We start from the raw sequence: 25,633 nt of genomic DNA, 5'->3' as shown, positions 1-25,633 counted from the left end.
GCCTGGTACCCCAAGCGCAGACAGGAGGGTGACGTGACGATTCGGGTACTCGTGGCCGACGATCAGGCGATGATTCGCGGTGCCCTGGCGGGGCTGCTGGACCTGGAGCGCGACATCAAGGTCGTCGCGCAGGCCGCCGATGGCGCGCAGGCCCTCGAGGAGCTGGCGCGCGTGGCATCAGCGGACGACCCGGCCCGCAGGGGCACCCCCGTCGACGTTGCCATCATCGACATCGAGATGCCCCGCATGGACGGCATCACGGCCACGCAGGCAATTCGCTCACGTTTCCCGGGGGTGCGCGTGCTCATCGTGACGACATTCGGGCGCCCGGGATACCTACAGCGCGCCCTCGATGCAGGCGCTACGGGCTTCATGGTCAAGGATGCGCCGGTCGAAGCCCTGGCCGACGGAGTGCGCACGGTGGCTGCGGGGGGCCGCGCGATCGACCAGAGCCTGGCCCTCGAGGCGCTGTCGGCGGGCTCCTCGCCCCTGACGGACCGCGAGGCCGACGTTTTGCGCGAGGTCGAGGGCGGCGGCACCATCGCGGACATCGCCCACTCGCTGGGGCTCAGCCAGGGGACGGTGCGCAACCACGTGTCGTCGTCGATGCTGAAGATGGACGCGCGCACCCGCGCCGAGGCCGCGTTCCTGGCCCGCGCCGCCGGCTGGCTGTAACCACCTACGCGCCCATGAAGCGCGAGTTGCGTGCCATGAAGGGCAGCAGGCGCACGCCCGCGTAGGTGCCCAGCGTGTTCATAATGACGTCATCGATGTCGACGACCCGGTAGGTGCAGGGCACGACGCCGAACAGGCCCGTGTACTGGGTCAGCTCGATGAGGCAGGAGACGGCACAGCCGATCACCACCCACGCCAGGACGCGGCGGTGCGGGATCGAGCGAGCCAGGCGAGATCCGTCGGCGGGCGCACCCTCGGGGGCACGCCGCACGCGGCGGATGCGCCACGTGGTCTCCACGAGGGACCCCAGGGGCACAAACAGCGCGATGTTCAGCAGGATCGACAGCGCGTACAGGGTGCCACGCAGACTCTCGCCGTCGCGGAACTGGTCGGCGACAGCCACGAACGATCCGAACGGCGTGTAGTTATCCCAGTGGATGATCGCGGCACACGCAGCCACCGGGTCGGAGGGCAGTGGCAGCAGCGTGAAAATCAGCAGGCCTGCCACGTACAGAATCCAGGCGAGAGGCAGGGCGCGCGGGAGCCTCCACTTCGACGAGGCGGGGACCGCGACCGCGGGAATCTCTGCCGTCGTCGGGGTGTCCGGGTTCTCCTCGCGAGGCAGGAGCGCACTCGTCTGTTTCGAGCGACGATAGATGAGCGGCAATGCTTGAACGACGGTCAGGCGCGCACGGCTCACCTGCCCGGCGCTCTGAACGGAGTCGGTCGAGGCCTCGGCACGCCCCGCAGTGACACTGGGTTCAGATCGGCGCCCGAACCACCACCACAGCGCGCACGTGATCGTGCAGACAGTGACGTAAAGGCCCAGATCAAGCGCCCAGTTAATTGCCGTGTACATGTCACCCCTCCCCTTGAGGGGAACATTACCGGCTTTATCGGGCAATGTTGCGGACGTGCGCTCAGTTCCACACGAGATGGACACATCGTGAGAAAACGCCTGGGAAACCACTGGAAATTGCTAGTCAGAATTGCGCGTCACAACGGCGCATGGCGCAGGGCTAGCACCCCGCCCATCACCCGGAACAGATAGACAGCTGCTCGGCGAGCGCGTCCTGTTCAGCCCGAGTCACGCTCAGCCCGTACGAGTTTTTGACGGCGATCTGGCGCTTCACATAGTCGCAGCGGAACGCGGCATTGGGCGGCAGCCACTGATCCGCGGACGAGGCCGATTTGTCCTCGTTAGCCTGGCCATCCACCGCGAGCAGGTTCTCCGGGTCGTTGGCGAATTCCTGGCGGCGCTGCGCGTCCCACTGCCAGGCCCCCGAGCGCCACGCGTCCGCGAGGGCGACGACGTGGTCGATCTGCACCAGGGACGAGGTCTTGTCCCCCCTCTGGAACTCGATCGTGGCACCCGTGTAGGGCTCGGCGAGCGTGCCCGACAGGACCACGCAATCGCGCGTGCCCGGCTTGAAGGTGGGGCGCGCCAGGTCGCGGGCAAGAATGTCATTGCGGGTGTCGCAGCCGTTGCGGTCGGTGTCCGCCCAGCGCTGCCCGAAGGCCTCGCGGTCATACGCCGGCGCGGCCGGATCGTCGACCGACTCTCGGACCGTGAGCTCACGCAGCTGGCGGGCAGCCTCGCTATCCGGCAGAGAGGACAGCGCCTGCCCGGTGCGCAGCGGCGGCCACCCCAGGCGCGAACGCAGGCCCAGCAGATCCCAGCCGACGCCGGGCGCGAACGCCCACACGAGCGCCGCGAGAATCACCAGCAGGAGGACCGTGTCCCCAACGCTCCTGCGTCGCTTGCGCGCCATCTCCCTCTTCTTCCTCTCACAACACTCACAAAATGAGGGCACCCCGACCGCTCGGGGTGCCCTCATGATGCACCCACCCACCGGCATCTGCGTCCCGGCGGCGAGTGCCTGTGGATAATTAGGCCCTCTTGCGCGACCCCACCAGCTGGCGCACGAAGTAAATCGCTACGATCACAAGCGTGAGCGCACCCATGGAGACCAGCTGAGCCCGGCCCTCGTCGCTCATGAGCATGAGGACACCGATCCCACCCAGACCCGCGAGGACCAGCCACGGCAGCCACGGCCACCCGGGCATACGAATCACGAGAGAGCCCGAGCGCTCCAGCGAGGGGTGCAAACGCATCAGCGAGATGATGATGAACGTCCACACGATCAGCAGAACCATACCGATCGCGTTAATGAGCATGGTCAGGATCGAACCGGGCAGGTACCAGTTACCCAGGACGGCCAGCAGCGCCAGCACGACGACGAGGCCGACCGCGCGCTTCGGGGTCCGTCCAGCCTCAATGTCACCCTGGAGCTCGGTAGCCAGGAGCGCCTCGTCGTCCTCGAGGGCCGCCTCAACGACGGAACGTGCGCGCGCCTTATTGGAGGCCGAGGCACCCAGCAGCCAGCGCGGTCCCATGTCGCGCGCAGACAGTGAGTAGGCCATGCGGGAGGAGGCGTAGATGTTCGCAGAGAACGCGGAAATCAGCGCCATGAAGATGATGACGTTCATGAGCGTACCGACCGCAGGGACGCCCGCCATTTCAAGGATCGCAGCGAAAGCGTTCGTATTCATCGCCTCGCTGTCCCAGGGCAGCAGCGCTATCAGCAGGATGACGGACCCGACGTAGAACACGAGGATACGGGTGACGACCGAGCGAATCGCGCTGCTCATGGCGGCGCGGGGATCCTCGGCCTCGGCGGCGGCGATTGTCACGATCTCCAGGCCACCGAAGGACGTGATGACCGCCAGGAGAGCGACCGCGATACCCGACAGGCCATTGGGTGCGAAACCGTTGTGCCCCAGCACGTTCTGCAGCACGCCCTCGTGACCCGGCAGGGGGCCGGCGATCGCCGTGCGCGCAACCAGGTACACGCCCACGCCCAGGAAGGCGATGATCGCGACGATCTTCACCATCGACAGCCAGGCCTCGATTTCACCGTACTGCCCGGCCGCCAGCAGGTTAATGCCGCCAATAACAACGACAATTACGAGGGCAACCACCCACTGCGGAACTGCGGGGAACCAGCCGACGAAGAACGTCGCCGCGCCCGTCACCTCCAGACCCGACACCATGATGAGCATGACCCAATACAGCCACCCGATCGTGAACCCGGCCCACCGACCGATCCCAGCCTCGGCGTAGGACGAGAAGGACCCCGTCGACGGCAGAGACGAGGCCAGTTCCGCGAGAGCCAGCATGACCGACACGACGATGATGGCCGCCAGGGCGTAGGACACGATGACAGCCGGACCGGCCTGATGGATCGCGGAACCCGTGCCCAGGAAGAAGCCAGCACCGATGGCGAGGCCGAGGGCCATCATCGACAGGTGCCATGTCTTGAACGGCTTACGCGCGGAGGCGGCCGACGCGGCGGGAGCTGAAGAAGCGGGTGTTGATTTGGGAGTCACACCGCCATACTAACGCTTGCCCCCACGCAGAGCTTTTAACTGCGAATATGTGAGAGTGATGGTCCACTCGCGGGTCTGGGGGAGCTTCCAGCGGCGCCAGTGCGCCATTCCTGTGAACACGAGGCCCACGATGATGGACGCGCCCATGCCCAGGACCGGCTGGCCCATGTGCCAGAAGATGACGGTGACTAGCGAGCACGCGAACGCGGGGGTCGCGTAGAGGTTGTTGCCACCAAAGACGCGCGGCACCAGGCCTGCGGAGATGTCACGGACCATGCCGCCGCCGATCGCCGTCATGATGCCCATGAGGATCGCCGGCATGATCGCGAACCCCGCATCGAGGGTCTTGATCGCACCGGTCGCACTCCAACAGCCCAGCACCATGCCGTCGGCGATCACGAGGAGCACCGACCACGCGCGCGAATCCATGCGGAAGGCCATCGCGATGAGAGCGCCGACGATCGCGAACCCCAGGTAGTAGGGGTCCGTGATGGCGACGGGCGCTCCGGTGCGCGTCGTCAGGAGCAGGTCACGGATCATGCCACCCGCGAGCGCCGTCATGATAGCGAGAATGCAGAAGCCGACGGCGTCGAAGTTGCGTTCTCGGGCAACTTTGCCGCCGAGGATACCGTTGAGGAGAACGCCCATGAGATCAATGGCTCGGAAGACCTCGGGCAGGGAGTTGTTCAGCGCGTCGAGCAGGTGCATGGCGATCCGGAGGAGTCGATGAGTGTCGTTGTTCATATGCTACAGGGTTTGTCGGCCTATCAGCGAGAGCCATGGCCATCCCGTCTCGCGCGGCCACCGGGTGCGACAATGTCCCCATGACTGCTCTCTTCGCCGGGCTCACGACCCTGGATGTCCTGCATCGACTCGACCACGTGCCGGACCCTTCCCTGAAGGTCACGTCGACGGACTTCACGATGGCCGCAGGCGGTCCCGCGACGAACGCGGCCGTCACGTACGCGGCGCTGTGCGCGGCCTCGCGTGTTCTTTCTGATCCTGAGGACGAGGCCGGGGCCGCCTCGGGCGCTCCCGCTGACTCTGAGGAAACGCCGATTCTGTTGACAGCGCTCGGCGAAGGCCCGGTGTCAGCCTTCCTTGCGGCCGACCTGGCGGCCGTGGGTGTGCGCGTCGTGGACGCGACGGCCCCGGCCTCGTCCCCCGCGTCGCGCGAGCCCGCAGTGTCCTCGATCATTGAGCACCCGAGCGGTCGCATGGTGGCCTCCACGAACGCGCGGCTCGACGCCGACGCGGAGCGCGTGGCGACCGATCTGCCCGAGCGGGTCGGCGCGGTCCTCATCGACGGGCACAACCCGGCGCTCGCGCACGCGGCCCTCACGCTGGGCGTACCCGAGGTCGACGGGGAGGACCCGTTCGCCCCACTCGAGGCTCACCCGCCGCACCCGCGCATCCTGGATGGCGGCTCATGGAAGGACTGGCTCACTCCCCTGCTGGGCTTCGTCGACATCGCGGTCGTGTCGGAGGATTTCGCGCCGCCGCTGATGGCGCGTCCGAACGGGGCGCAGGTCGCCGAGTTCCTGCGAGGCTTCGGCATCACGCGCACTGTGCGCACGCGCGGGGATCGGACCGTGCAGTACTGGTGGGATGGCACGAGCGGCGAGATTCCCGTCGAAGCCGTCCCAGACGCATCAACGCTGGGGGCGGGCGACGCTTTCCATGGGGCTTTCGTGTGGGCGATCGAGCGCGGCGGGGACGCTGACCCGGAGCGCCTCATCCGCTTTGCCTCGTCCGTCGCCGCAGTGTCTGTGTCTTCCTTCGGCACGAGGCAGTGGCTGACTTCCCGGGCTCTCGCTGAGCTGGTGCGCGGCTGGTAGGTGGCCGCTGGCGGGGCACGAGTTGCCCGGCGGGATCCCGCGGCTGCTGGCCCGCGACAAAGTTCGCCCAGCGCAGCCCCTACTACGGTGTTTTCGCAAAAAACTCGCCCAGCACGCCACAAAACACCGATTCTAGGCCTTCTCTCGTGCGCTGGGCGAACCTATTCACGCATTCTCCCACCATCAGACCAAGCAGGGCGAACTTTTATGCGCACAGGACACAGCCACGTGGCAACTTTGAAACCAATGACACCTCTGCAGCCACAGATGCAGGCCAGCATGAAACCCCCATCACCACTGCGCACCCCTGAACAGCAACCATTGAAACCACCGTCACCTCTGCGACCGAAAACCGCACCAAAATCGCCCGTTTCTCACCCGCAAAGGCGATGACGGTTTCAACCCCACGCACGTACGAGCGAGCAAAGGCGATGACGGTTTCAGACAACCGCGCCGCACGCAGCCACATGCCCACTCCTCAGAAAACCCGCACGTCATTCGATCGGACCAGCCCCTCAACAACACTCAGAAACATTGAAATACCAACGAATGCAATTCACATTCTGAAATAGTCTCAGCGGAATGACCTGCGACATTGCTAGGGGTAGCGGTGAGCATGCCAGCAACGCACAGCGACACAGCGCCGCCGGTGTGGAGGGCGCCGGAGGGATTGGTGGGCCTGGCCACGGTTCCGGTGGGCGGCGGCGGGGCCAGAGCAAGCACACGCGCCCCGAGCCCCGCCCGATTGGACGCCGCCACGGGGCCTGCGGGGCCTGGCCGGGCCCAACGGCGCCCGGAACACCAGCGGCGCAACAAGCAGCGCCGGAAATCGGGCGATCAGCGACTCACGGGCACCCAGCGGCTCGCCCACTTGGCGGCGACATCCGCCAGGGTAGGCAGGTGCGCCGAACCGGAGGCGGCGAGCGCGCGATCCACGGCCTCGTCGATGATGGGCACGCCGTCGACCGGCGTGTACTCGCCCGCGATGCCGTCGGGGGCAGCGGTCATTTCGACGAGGGAGCCGTCGGGCAGCAAGTGGAAGACCTCGCGCGTGCGGTCGAGCAGACCGGTCTCCTCATCGAAGGAGTCGTGCGTGATGAGCACCGGGACGCTGAGGCCGCGCAGCGCGTCCTCGCCGGAGACCATGGACATGTCGGCGAGGGTGCGCTTGGAGATCGTGAACTGCCGGCGCACGGACTCGGAGTCGTCGGGCACGGTCGTGGCCCCGTGGTGCTCAAGGTCGGAGAGCTGCACGTCGGAGAACACGAGGTTCCAGTCGTAGGAAAGGGGACCGAGGACCGGGGAGACCAGCACGTATGTCTGCACGGCGGGCGGGCGCGAGCGCAGCGCGACGGCGGCGCCGAACTCGTGGCCGACGCAGATTTGGCGCGCGAAGCCCTGGTCGGCGAGCCAGCCGGACGCGGAGCGGAAGTCTTCGATGAGGGGGTCGAAGGTGATGATTTCGTCGCCCGAGGCGCCGTGGCCGGAGTAGTCGAAGGTGAGGGTGGCATAGCCGGCGCGACGCAGTGCACGACCGAGTGAGTCGAACATGCCCGATGCGTGACGATCCGATAAAAAGGTGTGAGAAAAGATCACCGCGGCGTCGCGGCAGTCCACGGGACGCGTGAATGTACCGGAGAGGGACACTCCCCGGGGCGTCTCAATCGTTATCTGACTCACGCTATAAACATAGCGCGTGCGGACCACTCACCGAAAGAGGGGCCCACACTGTGCACGAATGTGACAAGGGGACATCTGAGACGAGAAGCATCCGTGAATAATCCCCACTCATGGTGAGGATCGTGCGGCGCGGCAGGCAGCGCCACTAAGATGGGACGCATACGCGCCGGTGAGAGCCGCGCCCACGGGGATTGCGAAACACCCGCCACAACGGGACGCCCCACGACTTGCAGCGAGAGAAGGACATTCATGGGAACCAAGACTGGAATCCTCATCGGAGTTGGCATCGGATACGTCCTGGGCACCCGAGCAGGCCGCGAGCGCTACGAGCAGATCCGCGCGAACGCCTCGAAGCTGCGCCGTCTCCCGATCGTCGCACGCCCCCTGGATGCGGCGGGCCAGAAGATGTCCGACCTCGTGCGTGCGGGCGGCGAACAGGTGACCGATAAGGTCGCCGACGCCGTGAAGGAACGCCTTTTCGGCGCCCCCGCCTCCGAGCCGACGACGGTTGACGCGCAGGCCACCTCCTCCACGACGCAGCGTTGAGCGCGGTGGGGAACGAGGCCGTGAGCGCAGACCCACAGCTCAACACTCAGGAGCCATCACGCGCGCAGATCAAGCGCTGGCGCAAGCACCTGGCTGAGGAGCGCATGGAGGCCCGCACCTACCGCGACCTTTCTGAGCGCCGGACGGGCGAGGAGCGCGCGGTCCTCTTGCAGCTCGAGGAGGCGGAGCGCCGCCACGAGGAGTATTGGCTGGCTCGCCTGGGCGACCACGCTTTGCCCGCTCCCAAACCGCCACTGCGCACGCGCGCCGCGTCCGTCCTCGCACACCTTTTTGGCACGATTTTCATTCTGGCGATGGCCCAGCGCGCGGAGCAGCGTTCCGCCCGCGACGTGGATGACGATGTGCCCGCGCACATGCAGGCGGACGAGCACATTCACGCCGAGGTCATTCGTTCCCTGGCGGCAAAGTCCCGCGAGACCCTGGCGGGCACGTTCCGCGCGGCAGTCTTCGGCGCGAACGACGGCCTCGTGTCGAACCTGGCACTCGTGCTGGGTGTGGCGGCGACGGGCGTGGAGCCCCATGTCGTTCTCCTGACGGGCATTTCGGGCCTGCTCGCGGGTGCCCTGTCAATGGGGGCCGGCGAGTGGGTGAGCGTGCGCAGTCAGCGCGAACTCCTCGACGCCTCAATCCCCGACCCGGACGCGCATCAGGCGGTGCCGGACCTGGATGTGGACGCGAACGAGCTGGCGCTCGTATTCCGTGCGCGTGGCGAGAGCGAGGAGGAGGCCGAGCGGCACGCGAGGCAGGTTTTCGCGCGCCTCGCCAAGCCTGCGACCGGCGAGTCCGGCGCGATCGCGGTGCGTGCCGCCCTGGGCGGCAGCCCCGAGTCGGACGGTGCGGGCGACCAGGTGGGCACGCCCATGAAGGCGGCGCTGTCCTCGTTCTGTTTCTTCGCGGCGGGCGCGTTCTTCCCTCTGATTCCCTACCTGCTGGGCATGACCGGCCTGGCGGCGATCGTGGTCGCGGCTGTGATCGTCGGCGTCGCCCTGCTGTTCACGGGCGGCGTGGTCGGCATCCTGTCCGGCCAGTCCCCCGCGCCCCGCGCGCTGCGCCAGCTCATTGTGGGCTACGGCGCCGCGGGTGTCACGTACCTGCTGGGCTCACTGTTCGGCACGTCGATCGCCTGAGTCTTCCACGCCGGGGACGAGGCCGGGGCTAACTCGCGCGCTCCGCTGACCTCGACTGCCTGCGGAGGGCAGGCGCTGCGGACGCCGGGACCCATCACGAGGCCCCTGTGCGACACTTGGGGCATGTCGGATTTTCTTTCTCGGGCGCGCGGCGCCCTCATGGGCCTGGCTGTCGGCGACGCGGTGGGCACCACGAACGAGTTCAAGTGGGCGGGCACTTTCGATCCGATCACGGACATGGTGGGCGGAGGGCCTTTCCTACTGAAGCCCGGGCAGTGGACGGATGACACGTCGATGGCTCTGTGCATCGCGGATTCCCTGCTGGCGCAGGGCCGCTACGACTCGTTCGACGTGATGGAGCGCTACCAGCGTTGGTTTTCGGAGGGTTACCGTTCGTCGACGGACAGGTGTTTCGACATCGGCGGCCAGGTGCGCGCCGCGCTATTCGATTTCGAGCACGATCCACGTGTGCCTGTGACCGCCGAGCGCACGAACAGCGCCGGTAACGGCGGAATTATGCGTCTGGCGCCCATGGTGATCGCTGGGTTCCGCTCGCGTTCCCCTCGCGAGGTCGTCGCGACCGCTCGCTTGAGCGCACGCGAGACGCATTATTCCGTCGAGGCCGAGGCCGCCACCGAGGTCTTCGCCGCCCTGCTGGTTGGCGCGCTGCTGGGCTGGTCCCCGGAGCAGCTCATGGACGTGTCCTGGGCGTCGACGGGTCAGCCGTTCGACGAGATGGCCGCGCGGGTGATCAGCCCGGATCCGCAGGTTCGCGCGTCGTGGGAGGCTGAGACCAGCGGCTACATCGTGAACGGTCTTCGCCTGGCGGTGCACGGCCTGCTGGATTTCCCTTCCTTCAAGGATGCGACCCTGGCGATCGCCAACATGGGCGGTGACTCGGATACGAACGCCGCGATTTACGGGCAGCTGGGTGGCGCGTTGTATGGGATCGAGGCCATCCCGGCCTCGTGGAGGGAGCGCGTGTACCAGGGCGAGGAGATCGACCAGCTGGCACGCGACCTCGTCGATCTGCGCCTGGAACCGCCGGTCACTCGCTTCGACGAGGACCTGCAGGACGAGGCGCCCTCCGTCTGACCGGCGGCCGCCTCTGGCCAGCGACTAGACTGGCGCTATCATGCCTGACTCTCGCCCCACGCCTCCGTCCGAGCCCAACGAGCGCGGCCCCCGTTCTCGCAACGCGGGTCGCCCCGCCAACGGGCGTGACAGCGTGCGGCGCCGCCGAGGCCAGGCAGGCCGCCAGGGCCGAGAGAAGCGCACCCGCGAGGGCCGCCCGCCCCGCGAACACGCGCGCCCCTTCAAGCCCTTCACGCCGGAGCAGCTAGCCGAGCGCGCCGCAGCTATCCCCGTCATCTCCTTCCCCGACCTGCCGGTGAGCTCCCGCCGCGACGAGATCGCCCGCGCCATCCGCGACCACCAGGTGGTCATCGTGTCGGGCGAGACCGGCTCGGGTAAGACGACGCAGCTGCCGAAGATCTGCATGCAGCTGGGCCGCGGAGTGGCCGGCATGATCGGGCACACCCAGCCGCGCAGGCTCGCGGCGCGTTCGGTCGCGGACCGCATCGCCGACGAGCTGGGCCAGACCGTGGGCCGCGAGCGCGGCCAGGTGGTCGGCTACCAGGTGCGTTTCACGGACGAGGTCGGCCCCACAACCCTCGTCAAGCTCATGACGGACGGCATCTTGCTGGCGGAGATTCAGTCGGATCCGATGCTGCGCCGCTATGACACGCTTATCATCGACGAGGCCCACGAACGCAGCCTGAACATCGACTTCATCCTGGGCTACGTGGCACGCCTGCTGCCCGCGCGCCCGGACCTGAAGGTCATCATCACGTCGGCGACGATCGATTCGGATCGTTTCGCGCGCCATTTCGGCACGTGGGAGGGCACGCCCGGCTCGGGTCGCCTGATCGAGCCGGCGCCGGTCATCGAGGTCTCGGGACGCACGTACCCGGTCGAGATCCGCTACCGTCCCCTCGGCCCGACGACACCCTCCTCGTACACGTCCGAGGCCTCAGCGCAGCATGCGGACGAGCCCGAGGAAAGCGCAGACGAGCAGAGCTCCGGCCCCATGCAGCTGGTCCTGGAGGACCCGGACGACGAGCTGGCGACGCTGGGCTACGGCATGGGCGAGGACATCGACGTGGAGACCGCGATCTGCCACGCGGTGGACGAGCTAAGCGCGGAGGGCGACGGCGACATCCTCGTCTTCTTGCCGGGCGAGCGCGACATCCGCGACACGGAGGTGGCCCTCCTCGATCACTTGAAGGGACGAGGCCGGCGCGCGGGAGATGACAAGGGCGCACACCCGGGAGACATCGAGATCCTGCCGCTGTACGCGCGGCTGACAGCGGCCGAGCAGCATCGCGTGTTCGAGCCGCACCGCCTGCGCCGCGTGGTCCTGGCGACGAACGTGGCGGAGACATCGCTGACGGTGCCGGGCATCCGCTACGTCATCGACCCGGGTTTGGCTCGTATTTCCCGCTATTCCAACAAGACGAAGGTGCAGCGCCTCCCGATCGAGCCGGTCAGTCAGGCCAGCGCGAACCAGCGCGCGGGCCGATGCGGCCGAGTCTCGGAGGGCGTGGCGATCCGCCTGTTCTCCCAAGCCGACTACCTGTCGCGCCCGCGCTTCACGGAGCCGGAAATCCTGCGTACGTCACTGGCCAGCGTCATCTTGCAGATGGCGTCCCTGGGCCTGGGCGCCGTCGAGGACTTCCCGTTCCTGGACGCCCCGGATCGGCGCGCGGTGCGCGACGGCGTGGCCCTCCTCGTGGAGATCGGCGCGCTCGCGCAGGATCGTGAGAGCGCGGACGCCGCCCCGGCCTCGTCCCAGTACAGACTCACCGGCATCGGACGGGACCTGGCGCGCCTGCCGATCGACCCGCGCCTGGGGCGCATGCTGCTGGAGGCCGAGCGCCGGGGATGCGCCTCGGAGGTGCTCGTCATCGTGGCGGCGCTGTCGATCCAGGACGTGCGCGAGCGCCCGGCCGAGCACCAGGGCACGGCGGACGCCTCGCACGCGCGCCTGGCCGACCCCCATTCGGACTTCATCACCTACCTGAACCTGTGGCGCTACCTGGCGGTGCAGGCCCGCGACCTGTCGGGCTCGGCGTTCCGGCGCATGTGCCGCGCGGAGTTCTTCCACTACCTGCGGTGGCGCGAATGGCGCGACGTCGTCGGCCAGCTGCGCCAGATGGCGCGGGCGCTGGGAATCGCCGCGGGGCCGATGGGCGAGCCGTCGACGGGCGACGTCGTGGAGGCCGCCCAGTTCGGCGGCGCGCAGGACGCGGCCGTTCGCGCGGTCTTGGCCTACGGGCAGGGCACGGCGAGCGTGGACGCGGACCAGGTGCACCGCTCGCTGTTGGTCGGCCTGCTGTCCTACCTGGGTTCGTGGGACGAGACGAAGCGCGACTACGAGGGCGCCCGCGGCACGCGCTTCACGATCTGGCCTGGCTCAGGCGTGAGCGGGCACCCCGCCTGGGTGATGACCGCGGAGCTCGTGGAGACCTCGCGCCTGTTTGCGCGCACGGTGGCCCGCATCCGCCCGGAGTGGGTGGAGCCGGCGGCGCGCGGCCTGCTCAAGCGCTCGTATTCGGAGCCGTTCTGGTCGGTCGCGAAGGGCGCGGCGATGGTCCGCGAGCGCGTGACGCTCTACGGGCTGACGCTGGCGGCGGACCGCGAGGTGCTGCTGGGTCGCTTGGGTGACCTCGTCATCGACGAGGCCGTGGCCGCCTCGCGCTCTCATGCTCCGCGCGCGGGGTCGTTGGAGGCGCTGGCGGCCGGGTTGGTGTCGGCGTCGAAGGATCCGCTGTCGTCGGGGTCGTTTGAGCCGCGTCATTTCGAGGAGCTGGCGGCCGCGCGCGAAGGGACGACGGCGCGTGAGCTGGCCCGCGAGATGTTCATTCGCAACGCTCTGGTGGATGGTCAGTGGAGGGAGAGGCACGCTTTCCAACGCCGAAACGAGGCACTGGTGGAGCAGGCCCGCGAGGTTGAGCGCCGTAGCCGCACCCACGGCCTCGTCGCGGATGAGCAGGCGCGCTTCCGTTTCTTCGACGACCTGATCCCCGAGCACGTGACCAGCGCGGCGGCATTCAACCGCTGGTGGAAGGACAAGCGCCGGGAGCATCCGGATTTGCTGATCTACCCGGCGTCCCTGCTGATGCCGCGCGAGGCGACCTCGGGCGAGGGTTTCCCGGATCATTGGCAGTGCGGCGATCTGTCGCTGCCTCTGAGTTACGAGTTTGCCCCGGGTAGCCCGCGCGACGGCGTGTCGATGCGCATCCCAATCGAGGTGCTCGAGCGCGTCAGCGATGCGGGCACGGACTGGCTGGTGCCCGGCATGCGCGAGGACCTGCTGACCGAGGCAATCCGCGCGCTACCCAAGGGCGTGCGCCGCCTGCTGGCCCCCGCGCCGGACGTGGCCGCGTCGGTGGCTCGCTGGATCGAGCAGGCGGGCGACGAGCCGGCCCTGGCGGCGCCAGTGGCGGACGAGTCCGCCGCAGGCCCGCAGAAGACCAAGGATTCCGACGAGCCAGACCCGCTGAGCCTGGACGCCGCGATGGGCCGCCTGGCCGCGTGGGGCGCGACCTCGGGCAAGCTGTCGACGCGCAATTCCCCCGCGAAGGCGCCGAAGAAGGCCGCGCACAAGGAGGCTCCTGCACCGGAATCCACCCAGCAGAACCCCGAAGCAACCACCGAGGCGCCCAAGCCCCGCCCCCTCACCGAGGGCCCCATCCTGGACGCCCTCGCCCACGCGGTGCGCGTGCTGCGCGGCGTGGACCTCAGCGAGGCAGACCTGGCGCACGCGCGCGCCCACCTGCCCGACCACCTGCGCATGACCTTCGTCGTCACCGACGCGTCGGGCAAGGAGCTGGGCGCGGGCAAGGACCTGGCCTACCTGCAGCGTTCCCTCGCCAGCGACGCGAACAAGGCGGTGCGCACGGCCGTGCGCGCGGCCCTCGAGGAGGCCGGAGAGAAGCAGGCGCGCAGGAACAAGCGCGGGCGCGGGGCCTCGGAGAAGGCCACCGCGCGAGGTGGGGAAGATTCCTCCACCTCCGCATCCGCGTCCAACGTGGGCGCGCAGTCCGCAGCCGGGAAGGGCACACAGGCACCGAAGGATGCCCGGGCCTCGGCCCCCGCGCAGGACCCGGCGTTCCACGCGGACGGCGTCACGCAGATGCCGACGCTGCCGCGCTCGATCACCCAGACCTCGGGCACGATGACACTGCGGGCCTTCCCTGCACTGGTCCCCCAGGGTAGCGCCGCGGCCCCGGCTGCGGGCGTGCGCGTCGTGGCCAGCGCCGCCGAGGCCGACCGTGAGCACCGCGCCGGCCTCGCTCGTCTGCTGCTCTCCCGCGTCGCACTGGCGACGAACCGGGTGACCACGCGGTGGACGGGCCGCGAGGCCCTCATGCTGGCGGCCTCCCCCTACGCGGACACGGCAGCCCTGGTCGCGGACGCGCAGCTGGCCTCGGCCCTCGCCCTCGTGGACGAGCTGAGCACACCGGCCGATGTGCGCGACCCCGAGGCCTTCGAGACGCTCGTGGCGGCCGCGCGCGATGCCCACGAGGACCGCGTCTACCAGATCCTCTCCCACGTCGTGCGGGCCCTGGAGGCCAGCGCCGAGGCCGACGCCGCCGTGCGCTCGCACCCCCAGGCCTCGCTCGAAGAGACGACGCGCGACGTCGCGGCGCATGGGAAGACCCTGCTCGACGAGGGTTTCGTGTCGGCGACGCCCGCCTCCGCGCTGCCGCACCTGGCCCGCTACCTGCGCGCTGGTGCCGTGCGCATCGAGCGCGCCGCCTCGTCGCCGGGGGCGCTAGCCCGCGACCTGGAGGACATGGACCGCATCCACCAGGCGGAGGCCGAGATCGCCGCCACGCGCGATGCCCTGGAGCATCGGCCCTACGACGCCCGCCGAGACGCCGCGCTCACTCAGGCGCGGTGGATGGCCGAGGAGCTGCGCGTGTCGATGTTCGCCCAGACCCTGGGCACGCCCAACAAGGTTTCCATGAAGCGCCTGCTCGGCGTCCTCGCGGGGGCGCGGTGAAGCGCGAGGAGGCACGTGCCCTCGCGCGTTCCCTCATGGACGCGGCTGGACTGGCGGACTGGCGTTTCCGCTTTGACCACGCCAAGCGCCGGGCGGGGGCGTGCACGCACGCCTCGCGCACGATCAGCCTGTCCGGGCCACTCACCGACCTGTACGACGAAGGCACGATCCGGGGCGTCATCCTGCACGAGATCGCCCACGCCCTCGTCGGCCCCTCCCACGGGCACGACGCCGCGTGGAAGCGGGCCGCACGCGCCCTCGGCGCTCCGGATTCCGCGCGGCTGCCCTCGTCCCTGCCCTCCCCGGACGCACCCTGGGTGGGCACGTGCCCGCGCTGCGGGGCCACCCGCCGCCTGTACCGGGCGCCGAGGCGTGTCTCCTCGTGCGGGGTGTGCTCGCGCGCCTTCAACCCGGCGCTGATCCTCACGTGGGAGCACCGAGGAAAGGCCGCCTCGCCCGGGCGCGCATACGAGCGCGAACTCGCCTCGATCCGCCGCCGTCGTTAGCGTTACCGACGCCAACTGAGTGCGCACGAGGCGAGCGTCCACCCACGTCACAGTTTTATTCTCCGTACGGGCGCGCACACACCCACCCGACGGCGATACCCTTGATCCCAACACCCCCGAGAGAAGGAAGCCATGGGTACCACCGCCAGCCCCGACGCCACCACCGCTCCCGACCGCGAGGTCCTCACCTGGGAAGGCTTCGGCGACGCGTCCCGCGAGCTCACCCAGCAGATCGTCGACTCCGGCTGGATCCCAGATCTCATCGTCGCCATCGCGCGCGGCGGCCTCATCCCGGCCGGCGCCATCGCCTACGCGATGGACGTCAAGGCTATCGGCACCATGAACGTCGAGTTCTACTCCGGCATCGGCGAAACCCTCGAGGAGCCCCAGCTCCTTCCCCCGCTCATGGACGTCTCCGCGATGGACGGCAAGCGCGTCCTCGTCGTCGACGACGTCGCCGACTCCGGCAAGACCCTCAAGATGGTCATGGACCTCATCGACGAGCACGGCCTCTCTCTCGACGGCTCCGCCGCCGTGCGCGTCGAGGCGCGCAGCGTGGTCATCTACAAGAAGCCCGTGTCCATCATCGAGCCCGACTACGTGTGGGCGTACACCGACAAGTGGATCAACTTCCCCTGGTCGACGCTGCCCGTCATCAAGCCGTGACTTCCTCACGGGCGAGCTCAGGACGGCAGGCAACTGCCGCCTCCCCTGAGTGCGCCCAGGCCTCGTCGATCACCCGGCGCATCGTCGAGGCCGTGGCCGAGCGCGCACGCAGCGGTGACCCCGTGCGCGTGCTGGGCCTGACCGGCCCTCCCGGGACCGGCAAGACGACGATCACCGCCGAGCTGGCGCGCGCCCTGCCCGAGGCAGGCATCCCGGTCGCCGGCCTGGCGCCCATGGATGGCTTCCACATGTCCAACGCGGTGCTGGCCGCGCGCGGGATCGCCGACCACAAGGGCGCGCCCGACACCTTCGACGTGGGCGGATACGTCGCCCTCCTGGGGCGCGTTCGCCGCGCGGACGGCGTCGTCCTCGCCCCCGATTACCGGCGTGACCTGCACGAGCCCATCGCCGCCTCCCTACCCGTCGAGGTCGACGGCGTCGTCATCACGGAGGGCAACTACTTGGGCCTTGAGCTGCCCGGCTGGGCGGATGTGCGCGGCCTCATCGACCTGCTCGTCTTTATTGACACTCCATTCGAGGAGCTTGCGTCGCGTTTAATCGAGCGACACATGAGCTTTGGCCGCGACCGCGCGGACGCCGCGCACTGGGTGCGCACGGTGGACGCGGCGAACATGGCCCTCGTCGATCGCACGAAGGAGCGCGCGGACCTGGTCCTGTCGCTGTAGGCACACTGTCGGGCTCTGACATCCGTTTGTGCGCTTGCATCCAACAATTCGCGTGCATTTTCAACTACTACCAAGTAAGGTGAACCTATGTTCCTCTTGCTTGGCCTTCTTGGAGGCTTCATCACGGGCATCTCCCCGTGCATCCTTCCCGTCCTACCCGCACTGTTCCTCGGAGCCGCTGGCGGCCGCACCTCGAACGAGGCGCCCCAATCCTCCGAGGACGGAAAGATGGGCATCGACCCGTCACTGTTCCGCGTCGCTCCGGGCGTGAACCTGGGCGGCGAAGCACCGAAGAAGGCAGCCGTGAAGGCCGACGGTAGCGACTCGGTGACGCGTCGTCCCGTGCTCATCGTCCTGGGCCTCGTCACCTCGTTCATGATCATCACGGTCGCGGGTTCGGCGCTGCTGAGCCTGCTCAACCTGCCGCAGGCACTGATCCGCTGGACCGGCATCGTCCTGCTGATGGCCGTCGGCATCGGCATGATCATCCCGAAGATCATGGAAGTGCTCGAGCGTCCCTTCACGCGCCTGGCACCTCGCACGACGGGCGACAGCGCGGGCTTCGGCCTCGGCCTCGTCCTGGGCGCGGCGTTCGTGCCGTGCGCGGGTCCGGTGCTGACCTCGATCATCGTGGCCTCCAGCTCCGGGCAGATCACGTGGCACATCGTCGGCCTGGCCATCTCCTTCGCGATCGGCGTGTCGATCCCGCTGATGATCGTCGCGATCGCGGGTTCGGGTGTCGCCGCCCGCTTCCTGAAGACCCGCCAGCGCCCCCTGCGCATCGCCGCGGGCGTCGCGATGATCGCGCTCGCGCTGGGTATCGCGACGGACGCCCCGATGGCGCTGCAGCGCATGATCCCCGACTACACGGCCTCGCTCGAGGCCAGCACTGAAGGCGCCTGCGAGGACGGCGCGTGCGAGCCCGAACACGAGGTCCAGGCGAGCACCGACTTCGCGCAGTGCGCGCGCAGCGGGGCGAAGGATTGCGGCACCCTCCCCGCGATCGGTGCCACGGAGTGGCTCAACTCCCTGGGAGAACCTCACGGCACGGTGACCCTCGTCGACTTTTGGTCGAGTTCGTGCGTCAACTGCGCGCGCGAGATTCCCGAGGTCGAGCGCATCTACGAGAAGTACAAGGACGCTGGCCTCGTTGTGATCGGCGTACACTCCCCGCAGCAGGCCCACGAGCGCGAAGCGTCCGTCGTCAGTGGCGCCGCGTCGCGTCTGGGCATCACCTACCCGGTGGCGCTGGACCCGGAGCTGGAGGCCTTCAAGGCCTACGGCGCAAACGCGTGGCCGACCCACTACCTGGCCGGGCCTGACGGGCAGCTGCGCTCGATGGGCAGGGGCACCTCGGGCCTCGAGGAGCAGATTCGCACCCTCCTCACCGAGGCGGGAGCGTCCCTGCCCAACTGAGGCGCCACCCTTTAACGCAGCGAGCGGCTACCCCACGCAGGGTGGCCGCTCGTCTGCATAAAACGTCGGTTCGCCGCGCGCCTAGCGCACGAGGGCGAGGATCTGCGGGGTGACCCGCTCGATAACCTCAAGGGTGTCCAGGAAGTCCTGGTGGCCGCCGTACCACGGGTCGGGCACGTCACCGCTGCCCTCGGGGTCGAGGTCGCGGTACAGGCACACGCGCGGCCCCTGCCCCAGTTCGGCGGCGGACGCGGGCGCGCCCTCATGCTCAACCCCCACGCGCTCAGCAAGGCGCTCCAGGACGTTCAGGTGGCGCGAGGTCATGGCCAGGATGAGGTCCCACTCCCCCAGCTCGCCGGCGCGGATCTGGCGCGCACGATGGTCGGGCACGGTGTACCCGGCGTCGCGCAGCACGCGAGCGGCGCGGCGGTCGATCGGGTTGCCCTGCTCTTCGTCGGAGACGCCGGCGCTATCGACGATGACGTCCACACCGGCGCGCGCGGCGGCCTGTTCGAGGACCGCGTGGGCCATCGTAGAGCGGCAGATGTTGCCGGTACACACCATGAGGATTCGGGTGGGGCGATCGTTGGTGTTCATAGCATCCTCAGGTAGGCGGCAACCGCGTCGGCGCTGTGAGAGGCCGCGCGTTTGCCATCCATATGGAACGCCTGGTCGGCGCTGGGCTCACACAGGTCAGAGACGGCTCGCAGGGAGATCCAGTCGACGCCGGCGGACCAGCATACTTGGGCCATCGCGCAGGTCTCCATGTCGGTGGCAATGGCGTCGGGGAAGCGTCGACGCATGGGTTCGGCGTGTTCCTGCGTGCAGAAGGAGTCGGAGGAGAGAACCTGGCCGATTCGCACCCGGTGGGAGATCACGTCGGACAGGTCGTCCAGTCGCGCTGCCGCCGCCTCGGATGAGGTGTAGTCAACGGGCATCTGTGGGATCTGTCCCGGCGCGTATCCAAACGCAGTTGCATCCGCCTGCCCGTAGATGGCGGTCGTTCCAGCGGCGATGTCACCGACGTTGATGTCACGCGCGAGTCCACCGGTCGTACCCGCAGCGATCACCACGGGAGTATCGACGAGTGCGAGGGCGCGGGCGGTGGCGCAGGCGGCGTTCGCCAGCCCGATGCCCGAGGTGACCACCAGGACACTCTTCCCTTCGAGCTCCCCGAGGGCAAATCGCTGGGTCATGCGCGACCCGCCGAGCACCGCGTCGGGTGTCTCAGCGTCGCCGAGGGGGGCAAGCTCGTGTAGGAAGGGGGCGGCCTCCATGTCCATGGCGGCCTGGATGACGGCGTCGACGCGGACGCGTTCGGGCATGCGCAGATTCATGCCCTCAATGTTAGGCGACGGCAGCGCCCCGGGCGCGCTCGGCCCGCGCGCAGCGAGACCCCCGGACCGGTGGTTCGGGGGTCTCGCTAGCCTACCGGCCTTGTCAGGACTGGCTGACGCGCTGGCGCTTACGCGCCCACATGCACGCTCCAGCAAGGGCAATCATGCCGACTCCTGCCGCGACGTGGGGGTAGACGCCGTATCCGCCTGCGACGGGCAGCGTGCCCACCTGGGTGTCGACGATACGGATGCCGGGGACCCCCGCCTCACCGCTCACCCCGGGCTGCGCCGGCAGGACGCGCACGGAGGAAAAGCCCTCATCGGGACCGAACTCCGCCGTGAGGACGGTGGTCGCTTCCGCGTCGTTTCCGACGCTGATGCGGAATGGGACGGGCCTGGGGAGAAGCGCGTGTCCGGCTGGCGCGCGTGTCTCGACGAGCCAGTAGTTGGTGTCAGGGGCCAGGGGGGCGCTCAGGAAGGTGGGGCCACCGTCGACGACGCTGACGGGCGTCCCCTTGAGTTCAGCGTTGTCGTAGATCGCGAAGGCAGCGCCCTTCAGCGGGTAGGTTCCATCATCGTTGGGAGTGCCAACGGGTTGGGTCCCGGCCTTCTCGATGCGGATGTAGCGAGGACGCACGGGAGCGCAGGCCTCGTTGTTGGCGCTTCCGTCGTAATCGTAGGGGCCACTCACCGAGTTATAGAGGCCGCGTCTGGGCGTCAGGTGCCCATTGTCGGAGGCGCACTCCAGTGCGGGCTCACTGTAACCCGGGGTCCTCTTGTTGCGTGCCACATTCATACGGATGTACCAGGTGGCCTGGGCGCCCGGTTCGAGGTCCGTGCCCTCGGTGAGGGTGTAGGGGCCGTAGCGCGTTGGGGTGGCGCTGTCGAGGCCTTCCAGGGTCGTGGCGATCCTGACGGAGCGCTCCTTCAGTCCCGGAGCGAAGGAGGGGGAGTCGGACAGTCGTCCGGTGGTTCCTGTCAGGGTCCCGTCGTTGGTGGCGGTAATGCGATAGGTGACGGTGATGTTGGGGGTGAAAGCGTCCTTGACGCTTTCGATGCTCTTCTCGATGCGGATCTTGGGGGCCTGCTTCTGGTTGGTGAAGGTGCAGGTCACCGGCAGAGCCTTGGCCGAGGAGGCGGGGGGCACGGCGGAGAAGTCGATGCCGCCGGTGGCCGGGTCGCGCGTGACGTTCACTCGGTCGCCAACTCCGTTGACGCAGGTGACCTCCGACAGCTTCCACTGTGCGGCGTTGGGGTCATCGCTGACTGGCCAGGGGCCGTAGTAGCCGGGCTGGCCGGGCGCGATCGGGTTCCTGCCGGGAATCGTGGGTCCGGTCTCGGCGACGATGAACTGGGACTTTCCGGGGATGAAGGACTGGTATCCGCTCAGAACCGTCCCGCCGTTGCCGTAGGCGGTGGGCTTGAGGGAGAAGTCGGAGAAGGATCCGGGACTGATGTAGGTGTCGGCCTGTGCCTCGTTGGGCAGGGGCGCTCCCTCGGGGGCCTTCCAGTCGCCAGCGGGCAGGGTCGTGAAGTTGAAGGCGGGAATCTCCTCGCCGGGGGCTCCGGAGTCCTCGGTGACGTTCTTCGCGATGCGCAGGAATCGCTCCTGACGGAACTCTCCGTAGAGGCATCCAAAGGAGGTTTGATTCTCCTTCGTGGTGAAGGTGTTGACGGGAGCCGAACCCGCGGGCGGCTCGGCGGGGCAGTTGCCGTCGGCGCTGGGAACGAAGCCCCAGAGGAAGAGGCGGTAGGGGATGCCGTCAACGACGAGGGTGCGGTCCGAGGTGGTCTTATTCACGGTGAGCACGTCGTCAGATTCGGGCGTGTGCCCCGGAACATCCACGTAGTTGGGGTAGTAGTTCGGCTGGTCGGTGTAAATATCGTAGTTGCCGTAGCCGGGGCCCACGTGCTGGAAGCAGAACCAGGTGTTCTCCCCGTATCCGCGGATGAGGGCGTAGTAGGGTGCCTCCGCGGGGCACGAGCGGGCGGAGTACGCCTGCGAGTAGTACCTGTAGGCTCCACCTTGATTCGCCACGGCGGTCGTGTCGTTATCATTGGTGGTCTCGTGCTGGTCGAAGGGGAATGATTCTTCGAGGTCTCCGATGCGAATGTCGAAAGAGGCGTGCACGTAGTGGATCTCCGACCAGATCGGGAAGTTGTTGTGTCGAACGGTGCCGATCAGGAAGGTGCTGTTGAGCGCGGACTTGCCGGGGTTGTTGGGCTTGTAGCCCAGGGCGCTCGTGGTTGAGGCGGAGATGACGTTGTCCCTGTACTCCCCCTGGTATCCGTGGGGATTGATGTGGTAGTCCCACGCGACGCCTCGGGTGATGTAGGACCAGTAGTCCCCACGCTTGGCGACGTCGGCCTTCAGCCAGCGCTGGGCCACGCCCGGCTGGTGAGCCTGCGAGTACTGGTTGCGGTCCCTGGAGTCGTAGACGCTCATGCCGCGCACGACGCCGAAGAATGCGTGGTCGGCGACGGCCGTCGTGCGGTCGGTCGGAGAGTCGTTGAGAATGGCGGGACCGATGCGGCCCTCGGTGCGATCGAAGACAACCTCGTCTGATCCGGCGCTTTCGAGGGTCGGGCCGGCCTGGGTCGGGGAGGCCAGCAGGCCGGGCATCGCGACGAGCGCGGCGAGCGCGGCTGCGACGAGGATCCGCACGCCATACCGACGAGGCGTGATCGCGGCCCTCGCATCTCGCACAATGCGGGCGTTGGGGCGATACTGCATCAGTTCTCCAAGTATCTTTTACAGTTCCAAGGTAATTATATGTGCTCAGACAACAAGCGTGCTAGTGAGCTTACTCGCCAATTGACGCTTCGTCTTCATTGGGGGCTGCGGCGTCCTCCACCACAGCCAACGATTCCGGCGCGTGCGGTGCCTCCAGCGCTTCCCGGGTCCGCTTGCGCGAGCGCAGCCAGATCCAGCCGGCGACGCACAGGATCACTGCAACGGAGGCGAGGACGGCGATCATCCAGGGCTGCAGGACGCGGGAGTGAACCTGCTCGGCCTCGGCCTGCGCGTCCCCGTCATCCATGGGGACCCTTTCGCCCGTCACGAGGAGGCGGTGCGTGTTGACTCCGTAGGGAGTACACGTGATCAGGGTGGCCAGGTCCTTACCCTCCACCTTGTTCAGGGACTCTGTCTCGTTGGGCAACACCACGCGGATGTCGGTGACCTGATACTTCAGGTGGCGGCCGGCGGTCTCAATGTAGAAGAACTCGCCCATCTGCACACTCGTGAGTTCATCAAAGATCGTGGCCGTCCCCAGGCCCGTGTGGCCTGTGAGGACGGTGTGGGTAGACTCCCCACCCACGGGGAGAGCTGTGCCGAACAGATGGCCGACCCCCTTGTCGAGGGTCGCGGTGTCGGTTCCGTGGTAGATCGGAAGATTGACGTCGATGGATGGGATCTTGACGGTCGCCATGACGTCGTTCAAGTCGAGCTGAGAGAGGTATTCCTGGTACTGGACGGTGTCGGGGCGCTGCGCATCCAACCAGGGGTCAAGGATGGGTGCCTCCGCGGCCGCGCGGTTGTATTCATCGGCGCGGCTCAGGCTCTCTGCAACCGCGTCAGGACCAACCTCCTCGGCGACCGCACTGAACTGCTCGGCGATCTGGGACTGGCGATGATTGTTGTACTGGGTGGCCAGGACCGGGTAGAGCAGGACGAGGATACCGGCCAGGAGGAGAACGGGGGGCGCGATCGTCAGAAGACGGACCTTGAGAGGGATCTTCGACTGATCGGGCGCTTGCTTACTCACGCGTTCTCCATTCGTGCTGGCACTCCAGCTGAGTCATTGGGATGTCGCCTCACCAGAGGCGAATGTTCGTTGCATGCACGGGGGTGCGGCCGCAGGCCGCACCCCCGTGTGCTACCGCGGATCAGGCGTCAGCCTGCTCCTTACGGCGCTTGTTGGCCAGCACGATCGCGCCGGAGCCAGCCACGAGGAGCGCACCCGTACCGATGAGCACGCCGACACCGGCAGCACCGGTCAGCGGCAGGTTGAATCCGCCGTTCTTCGGCACGTCCTTGACGGTGGTCTCGAGGGTGTACTTGTTGTCCTTGGTGGAGTTGGACTCCAGGATCTGGAAGGCGATCGGGCGGGACTGCAGCTCGAAGCCGTCGGGAGCCTTGGTCTCAACCAGGCAGTAGTAGCCGGGGTCAGCCACTGCCTCGTTGTCTTCCCAGTCGTTGTTGCGCAGGCCGTCGATCGTGACCTTGCCCTGGTCGTCGGTGACGAAGGTGTCCTTACCGTCCACGGTCAGCTTGGTGTCGAGGGAGGCATCCACCGACTCGAAGTTGTTGGCGGGCTTGGTGGTGGGCTTGCACTTGTAGACCTGGAACTCGGCGCCCTGGAGCTTCTTGGTGTCGTCAACGGAGGAGGTCTTGGTGATCGTCACCTTGCCGAACTTGGAGACGACCTTGGCGTTCGGGTAGTCCGGCGGGGGAACCTCGCCGCTGCCGGGCGTCCAGTTGTTGGCGGGAGCGCCGGGCAGGAGGATGGCCTTGTTCTCGACCAGGCCCTCGTCGCCGATCTTCTCCTTGAGGGTGCCCTCCAGCGACATGACGATCTTGGTGTCGTTGCTCTTGCGCTGGGCGATCATCTTCTTGCGGCCGGCCTCGGTGAACTCGGCGGTCCAGAAGTTGGTCTTGCCGTCTGTGCCCACGGCCGGGGTCAGGGTGTAGTCGTCGCCCTTGACCAGGGGAACATCGCCGTCCTTGGCTTCGACCATCTGCAGCATGATCTGATTCTCGGGCAGGTTCACGCGCTTGTCGTACTGGTCGACGACGTTGTAGTAGTCCACGACCGGGGCGTCGGGCACGTCGGCGGTGATGGTGTAGGAGATCGGGGAGCCGACGGCGGGCGTCTGGGCGTCGTCGACCTCCTTCTCGACGTTGACCTTGGCGTTCTTCGGGTAGGCGTGAACGTCGTAGACCCACTTGTTCAGCTCGGTGGGGTGCGTCATCGGCACCGTGATGATGAAGGGGCGCGAGCCGGTGTATCCGGCGGGGGTCTGGGTCTCGGTGACGATGTAGGCGCCGAGCGCGAGGTTGTTGAAGGTGGCGAGGCCGTCAGCACCCGTGGTCTGGGAGACGGGCGTGCCAGTGCCGTCGGCGCGGGCTGCCTCGATGGCGGCGGCGTTCGCCGAGATCTTCTCGTCGCCCTTGCCCTTACGGTAGTTGGCGAGCTTCTCCCAGCCCTCCTGCTTGGTCAGGTCGACGGAGGTCAGCTTCTCGACGGTGAAGGTCGCGCCGGCCAGCGGCTTGCCGGTCGCGCTCGGGTCGAGGAGGCCGTTGCCTTCCTTGGTGCCGTTGTCGTCCTGCTTGACCAGCTTATGGATGGTGATCGAGCCGGTCTTGGCGGGGTCGAGGTCGACCAGGGAGGGCGCACGCTCGGTCGTGGCAGCCAGGCCGAAGGTGGGGGTTGCCTGCGACGCGGCGGCGGGCAGGGCCAGCGCGCCGGCGGCGACGGCAAAGGCCGCGAGCAGGCTCACGCTGCGGCGGGTCTTCGTGGTGCTCATTGTTTTCCTTATTCTCCTGTGTGTGATGTGTGAGACGTAAGTCTTCAAGGGGAGGCTGACGCCCCCGAGCACGAGCGCGAGTGTCATCCAGCAAGCGCGTCGGCGCCGCAAGCTCTTGACAGCTCGCAGGCCAGGCCGTCGCCACC

At 67.9% G+C, this 25,633-nt stretch carries 21 protein-coding genes; 10 read left to right on the top strand and 11 right to left on the bottom strand.

Going from position 1 to position 25,633, the window contains the following annotated elements; translation table 11 throughout:
• Window positions 1–33 precede the first annotated feature (33 nt).
• Entirely contained in the window at window positions 34–675 is a 642-nt protein-coding gene (locus ACTODO_RS04095) for a response regulator transcription factor (RefSeq protein WP_003791741.1), read from the top strand.
• A gap of 4 nt (window positions 676–679) precedes the next feature.
• Here the strand turns inward: ACTODO_RS04095 and ACTODO_RS04090 are convergent, their stop codons facing one another.
• The 4 genes from ACTODO_RS04090 to ACTODO_RS04075 form a co-directional block, all read right to left on the bottom strand.
• Window positions 680–1,534, bottom strand: coding sequence for a VanZ family protein (locus ACTODO_RS04090; RefSeq protein WP_003791740.1), 855 nt, complete (start codon window positions 1,532–1,534; stop codon window positions 680–682).
• A gap of 175 nt (window positions 1,535–1,709) precedes the next feature.
• Complete coding sequence (locus ACTODO_RS04085; protein WP_003791737.1) at window positions 1,710–2,447, bottom strand: HNH endonuclease family protein; 738 nt, start codon at window positions 2,445–2,447, stop codon at window positions 1,710–1,712.
• Window positions 2,448–2,565: 118 nt separating this feature from the next.
• Window positions 2,566–4,065, bottom strand: a complete 1,500-nt coding sequence (locus ACTODO_RS04080) for an amino acid permease (protein ID WP_081445772.1) — start codon at window positions 4,063–4,065, stop codon at window positions 2,566–2,568.
• Window positions 4,066–4,074: 9 nt separating this feature from the next.
• On the bottom strand, window positions 4,075–4,773 hold the full coding sequence (locus tag ACTODO_RS04075; RefSeq protein WP_034512020.1) for a trimeric intracellular cation channel family protein: 699 nt from the start codon (window positions 4,771–4,773) through the stop codon (window positions 4,075–4,077).
• A gap of 116 nt (window positions 4,774–4,889) precedes the next feature.
• Here ACTODO_RS04075 and ACTODO_RS04070 point away from each other — a divergent pair, with 116 nt between their 5' ends.
• Complete coding sequence (locus tag ACTODO_RS04070) at window positions 4,890–5,903, top strand: PfkB family carbohydrate kinase (protein WP_244262514.1); 1,014 nt, start codon at window positions 4,890–4,892, stop codon at window positions 5,901–5,903.
• Window positions 5,904–6,108: 205 nt separating this feature from the next.
• Here ACTODO_RS04070 and ACTODO_RS10865 read toward each other — a convergent pair whose 3' ends face one another.
• Together ACTODO_RS10865 and ACTODO_RS04065 are read right to left on the bottom strand one after the other, a co-directional pair.
• The gene (locus ACTODO_RS10865; protein ID WP_165478144.1) at window positions 6,109–6,372 is read right to left on the bottom strand and encodes a hypothetical protein; all 264 of its coding nucleotides are present in this window, start codon (window positions 6,370–6,372) and stop codon (window positions 6,109–6,111) included.
• A gap of 368 nt (window positions 6,373–6,740) precedes the next feature.
• Window positions 6,741–7,583: an alpha/beta hydrolase gene (locus tag ACTODO_RS04065; RefSeq protein ID WP_034512017.1), complete on the bottom strand. Its 843-nt coding sequence runs from the start codon at window positions 7,581–7,583 to the stop codon at window positions 6,741–6,743.
• A 249-nt stretch (window positions 7,584–7,832) separates the two neighbouring features.
• Between ACTODO_RS04065 and ACTODO_RS04060 the strand changes: the two genes are divergently transcribed.
• The 8 genes from ACTODO_RS04060 (at window position 7,833) to ACTODO_RS04025 (ending at window position 18,621) form a co-directional block, all read left to right on the top strand.
• Window positions 7,833–8,129, top strand: a complete 297-nt coding sequence (locus ACTODO_RS04060) for a hypothetical protein (protein WP_003791725.1) — start codon at window positions 7,833–7,835, stop codon at window positions 8,127–8,129.
• Window positions 8,126–9,277 carry a VIT1/CCC1 transporter family protein gene (locus tag ACTODO_RS04055; protein ID WP_003791723.1) on the top strand — a complete coding sequence of 384 codons (1,152 nt, stop codon included), beginning with the start codon at window positions 8,126–8,128 and terminating at the stop codon, window positions 9,275–9,277. Before ACTODO_RS04060 ends, ACTODO_RS04055 begins: the two co-directional genes overlap by 4 nt.
• A 123-nt stretch (window positions 9,278–9,400) precedes the next feature.
• Window positions 9,401–10,372: an ADP-ribosylglycohydrolase family protein gene (locus ACTODO_RS04050; RefSeq protein ID WP_003791721.1), complete on the top strand. Its 972-nt coding sequence runs from the start codon at window positions 9,401–9,403 to the stop codon at window positions 10,370–10,372.
• Window positions 10,373–10,412: 40 nt separating this feature from the next.
• A complete protein-coding gene (locus tag ACTODO_RS10765; protein ID WP_131332765.1) occupies window positions 10,413–15,347 on the top strand; it encodes a DUF3418 domain-containing protein in 4,935 nt (1,644 codons plus the stop codon).
• Window positions 15,344–15,853 (top strand): SprT-like domain-containing protein, encoded by a 510-nt coding sequence (locus tag ACTODO_RS04040; protein WP_003791717.1) that lies wholly within the window; start codon window positions 15,344–15,346, stop codon window positions 15,851–15,853. Before ACTODO_RS10765 ends, ACTODO_RS04040 begins: the two co-directional genes overlap by 4 nt.
• Window positions 15,854–15,985: 132 nt before the next feature.
• A complete protein-coding gene (locus tag ACTODO_RS04035) occupies window positions 15,986–16,519 on the top strand; it encodes a phosphoribosyltransferase (RefSeq protein ID WP_003791715.1) in 534 nt (177 codons plus the stop codon).
• Complete coding sequence (locus ACTODO_RS04030) at window positions 16,516–17,205, top strand: AAA family ATPase (protein ID WP_003791713.1); 690 nt, start codon at window positions 16,516–16,518, stop codon at window positions 17,203–17,205. The genes ACTODO_RS04035 and ACTODO_RS04030 overlap by 4 nt, the downstream gene beginning before the upstream one ends.
• A gap of 87 nt (window positions 17,206–17,292) precedes the next feature.
• Window positions 17,293–18,621: a cytochrome c biogenesis protein/redoxin gene (locus ACTODO_RS04025; protein ID WP_003791711.1), complete on the top strand. Its 1,329-nt coding sequence runs from the start codon at window positions 17,293–17,295 to the stop codon at window positions 18,619–18,621.
• An 81-nt stretch (window positions 18,622–18,702) separates the two neighbouring features.
• Here ACTODO_RS04025 and ACTODO_RS04020 read toward each other — a convergent pair whose 3' ends face one another.
• The 5 genes from ACTODO_RS04020 to ACTODO_RS04000 form a co-directional block, all read right to left on the bottom strand.
• A complete protein-coding gene (locus ACTODO_RS04020) occupies window positions 18,703–19,218 on the bottom strand; it encodes a low molecular weight protein-tyrosine-phosphatase (protein WP_003791709.1) in 516 nt (171 codons plus the stop codon).
• Window positions 19,215–19,958: a 5'-methylthioadenosine/S-adenosylhomocysteine nucleosidase gene (gene mtnN, locus ACTODO_RS04015; RefSeq protein ID WP_003791707.1), complete on the bottom strand. Its 744-nt coding sequence runs from the start codon at window positions 19,956–19,958 to the stop codon at window positions 19,215–19,217. The genes ACTODO_RS04020 and mtnN overlap by 4 nt, the downstream gene beginning before the upstream one ends.
• 103 nt (window positions 19,959–20,061) lie before the next feature.
• Window positions 20,062–22,692 carry a SpaA isopeptide-forming pilin-related protein gene (locus tag ACTODO_RS04010; RefSeq protein WP_003791705.1) on the bottom strand — a complete coding sequence of 877 codons (2,631 nt, stop codon included), beginning with the start codon at window positions 22,690–22,692 and terminating at the stop codon, window positions 20,062–20,064.
• Between the two features lie 70 nt (window positions 22,693–22,762).
• Window positions 22,763–23,725 (bottom strand): class C sortase, encoded by a 963-nt coding sequence (locus ACTODO_RS04005; protein ID WP_003791703.1) that lies wholly within the window; start codon window positions 23,723–23,725, stop codon window positions 22,763–22,765.
• A 121-nt stretch (window positions 23,726–23,846) separates the two neighbouring features.
• Window positions 23,847–25,487, bottom strand: a complete 1,641-nt coding sequence (locus tag ACTODO_RS04000; RefSeq protein WP_165478143.1) for a SpaH/EbpB family LPXTG-anchored major pilin — start codon at window positions 25,485–25,487, stop codon at window positions 23,847–23,849.
• Window positions 25,488–25,633 lie beyond the last annotated feature (146 nt).

This window comes from Schaalia dentiphila ATCC 17982 (genome assembly GCF_000154225.1).
GTDB classification, from domain to species: domain Bacteria; phylum Actinomycetota; class Actinomycetes; order Actinomycetales; family Actinomycetaceae; genus Pauljensenia; species Pauljensenia dentiphila.
Note: the sequence above shows the minus strand (reverse complement) of the source record. Positions and strands in the feature narration are given on the sequence as shown.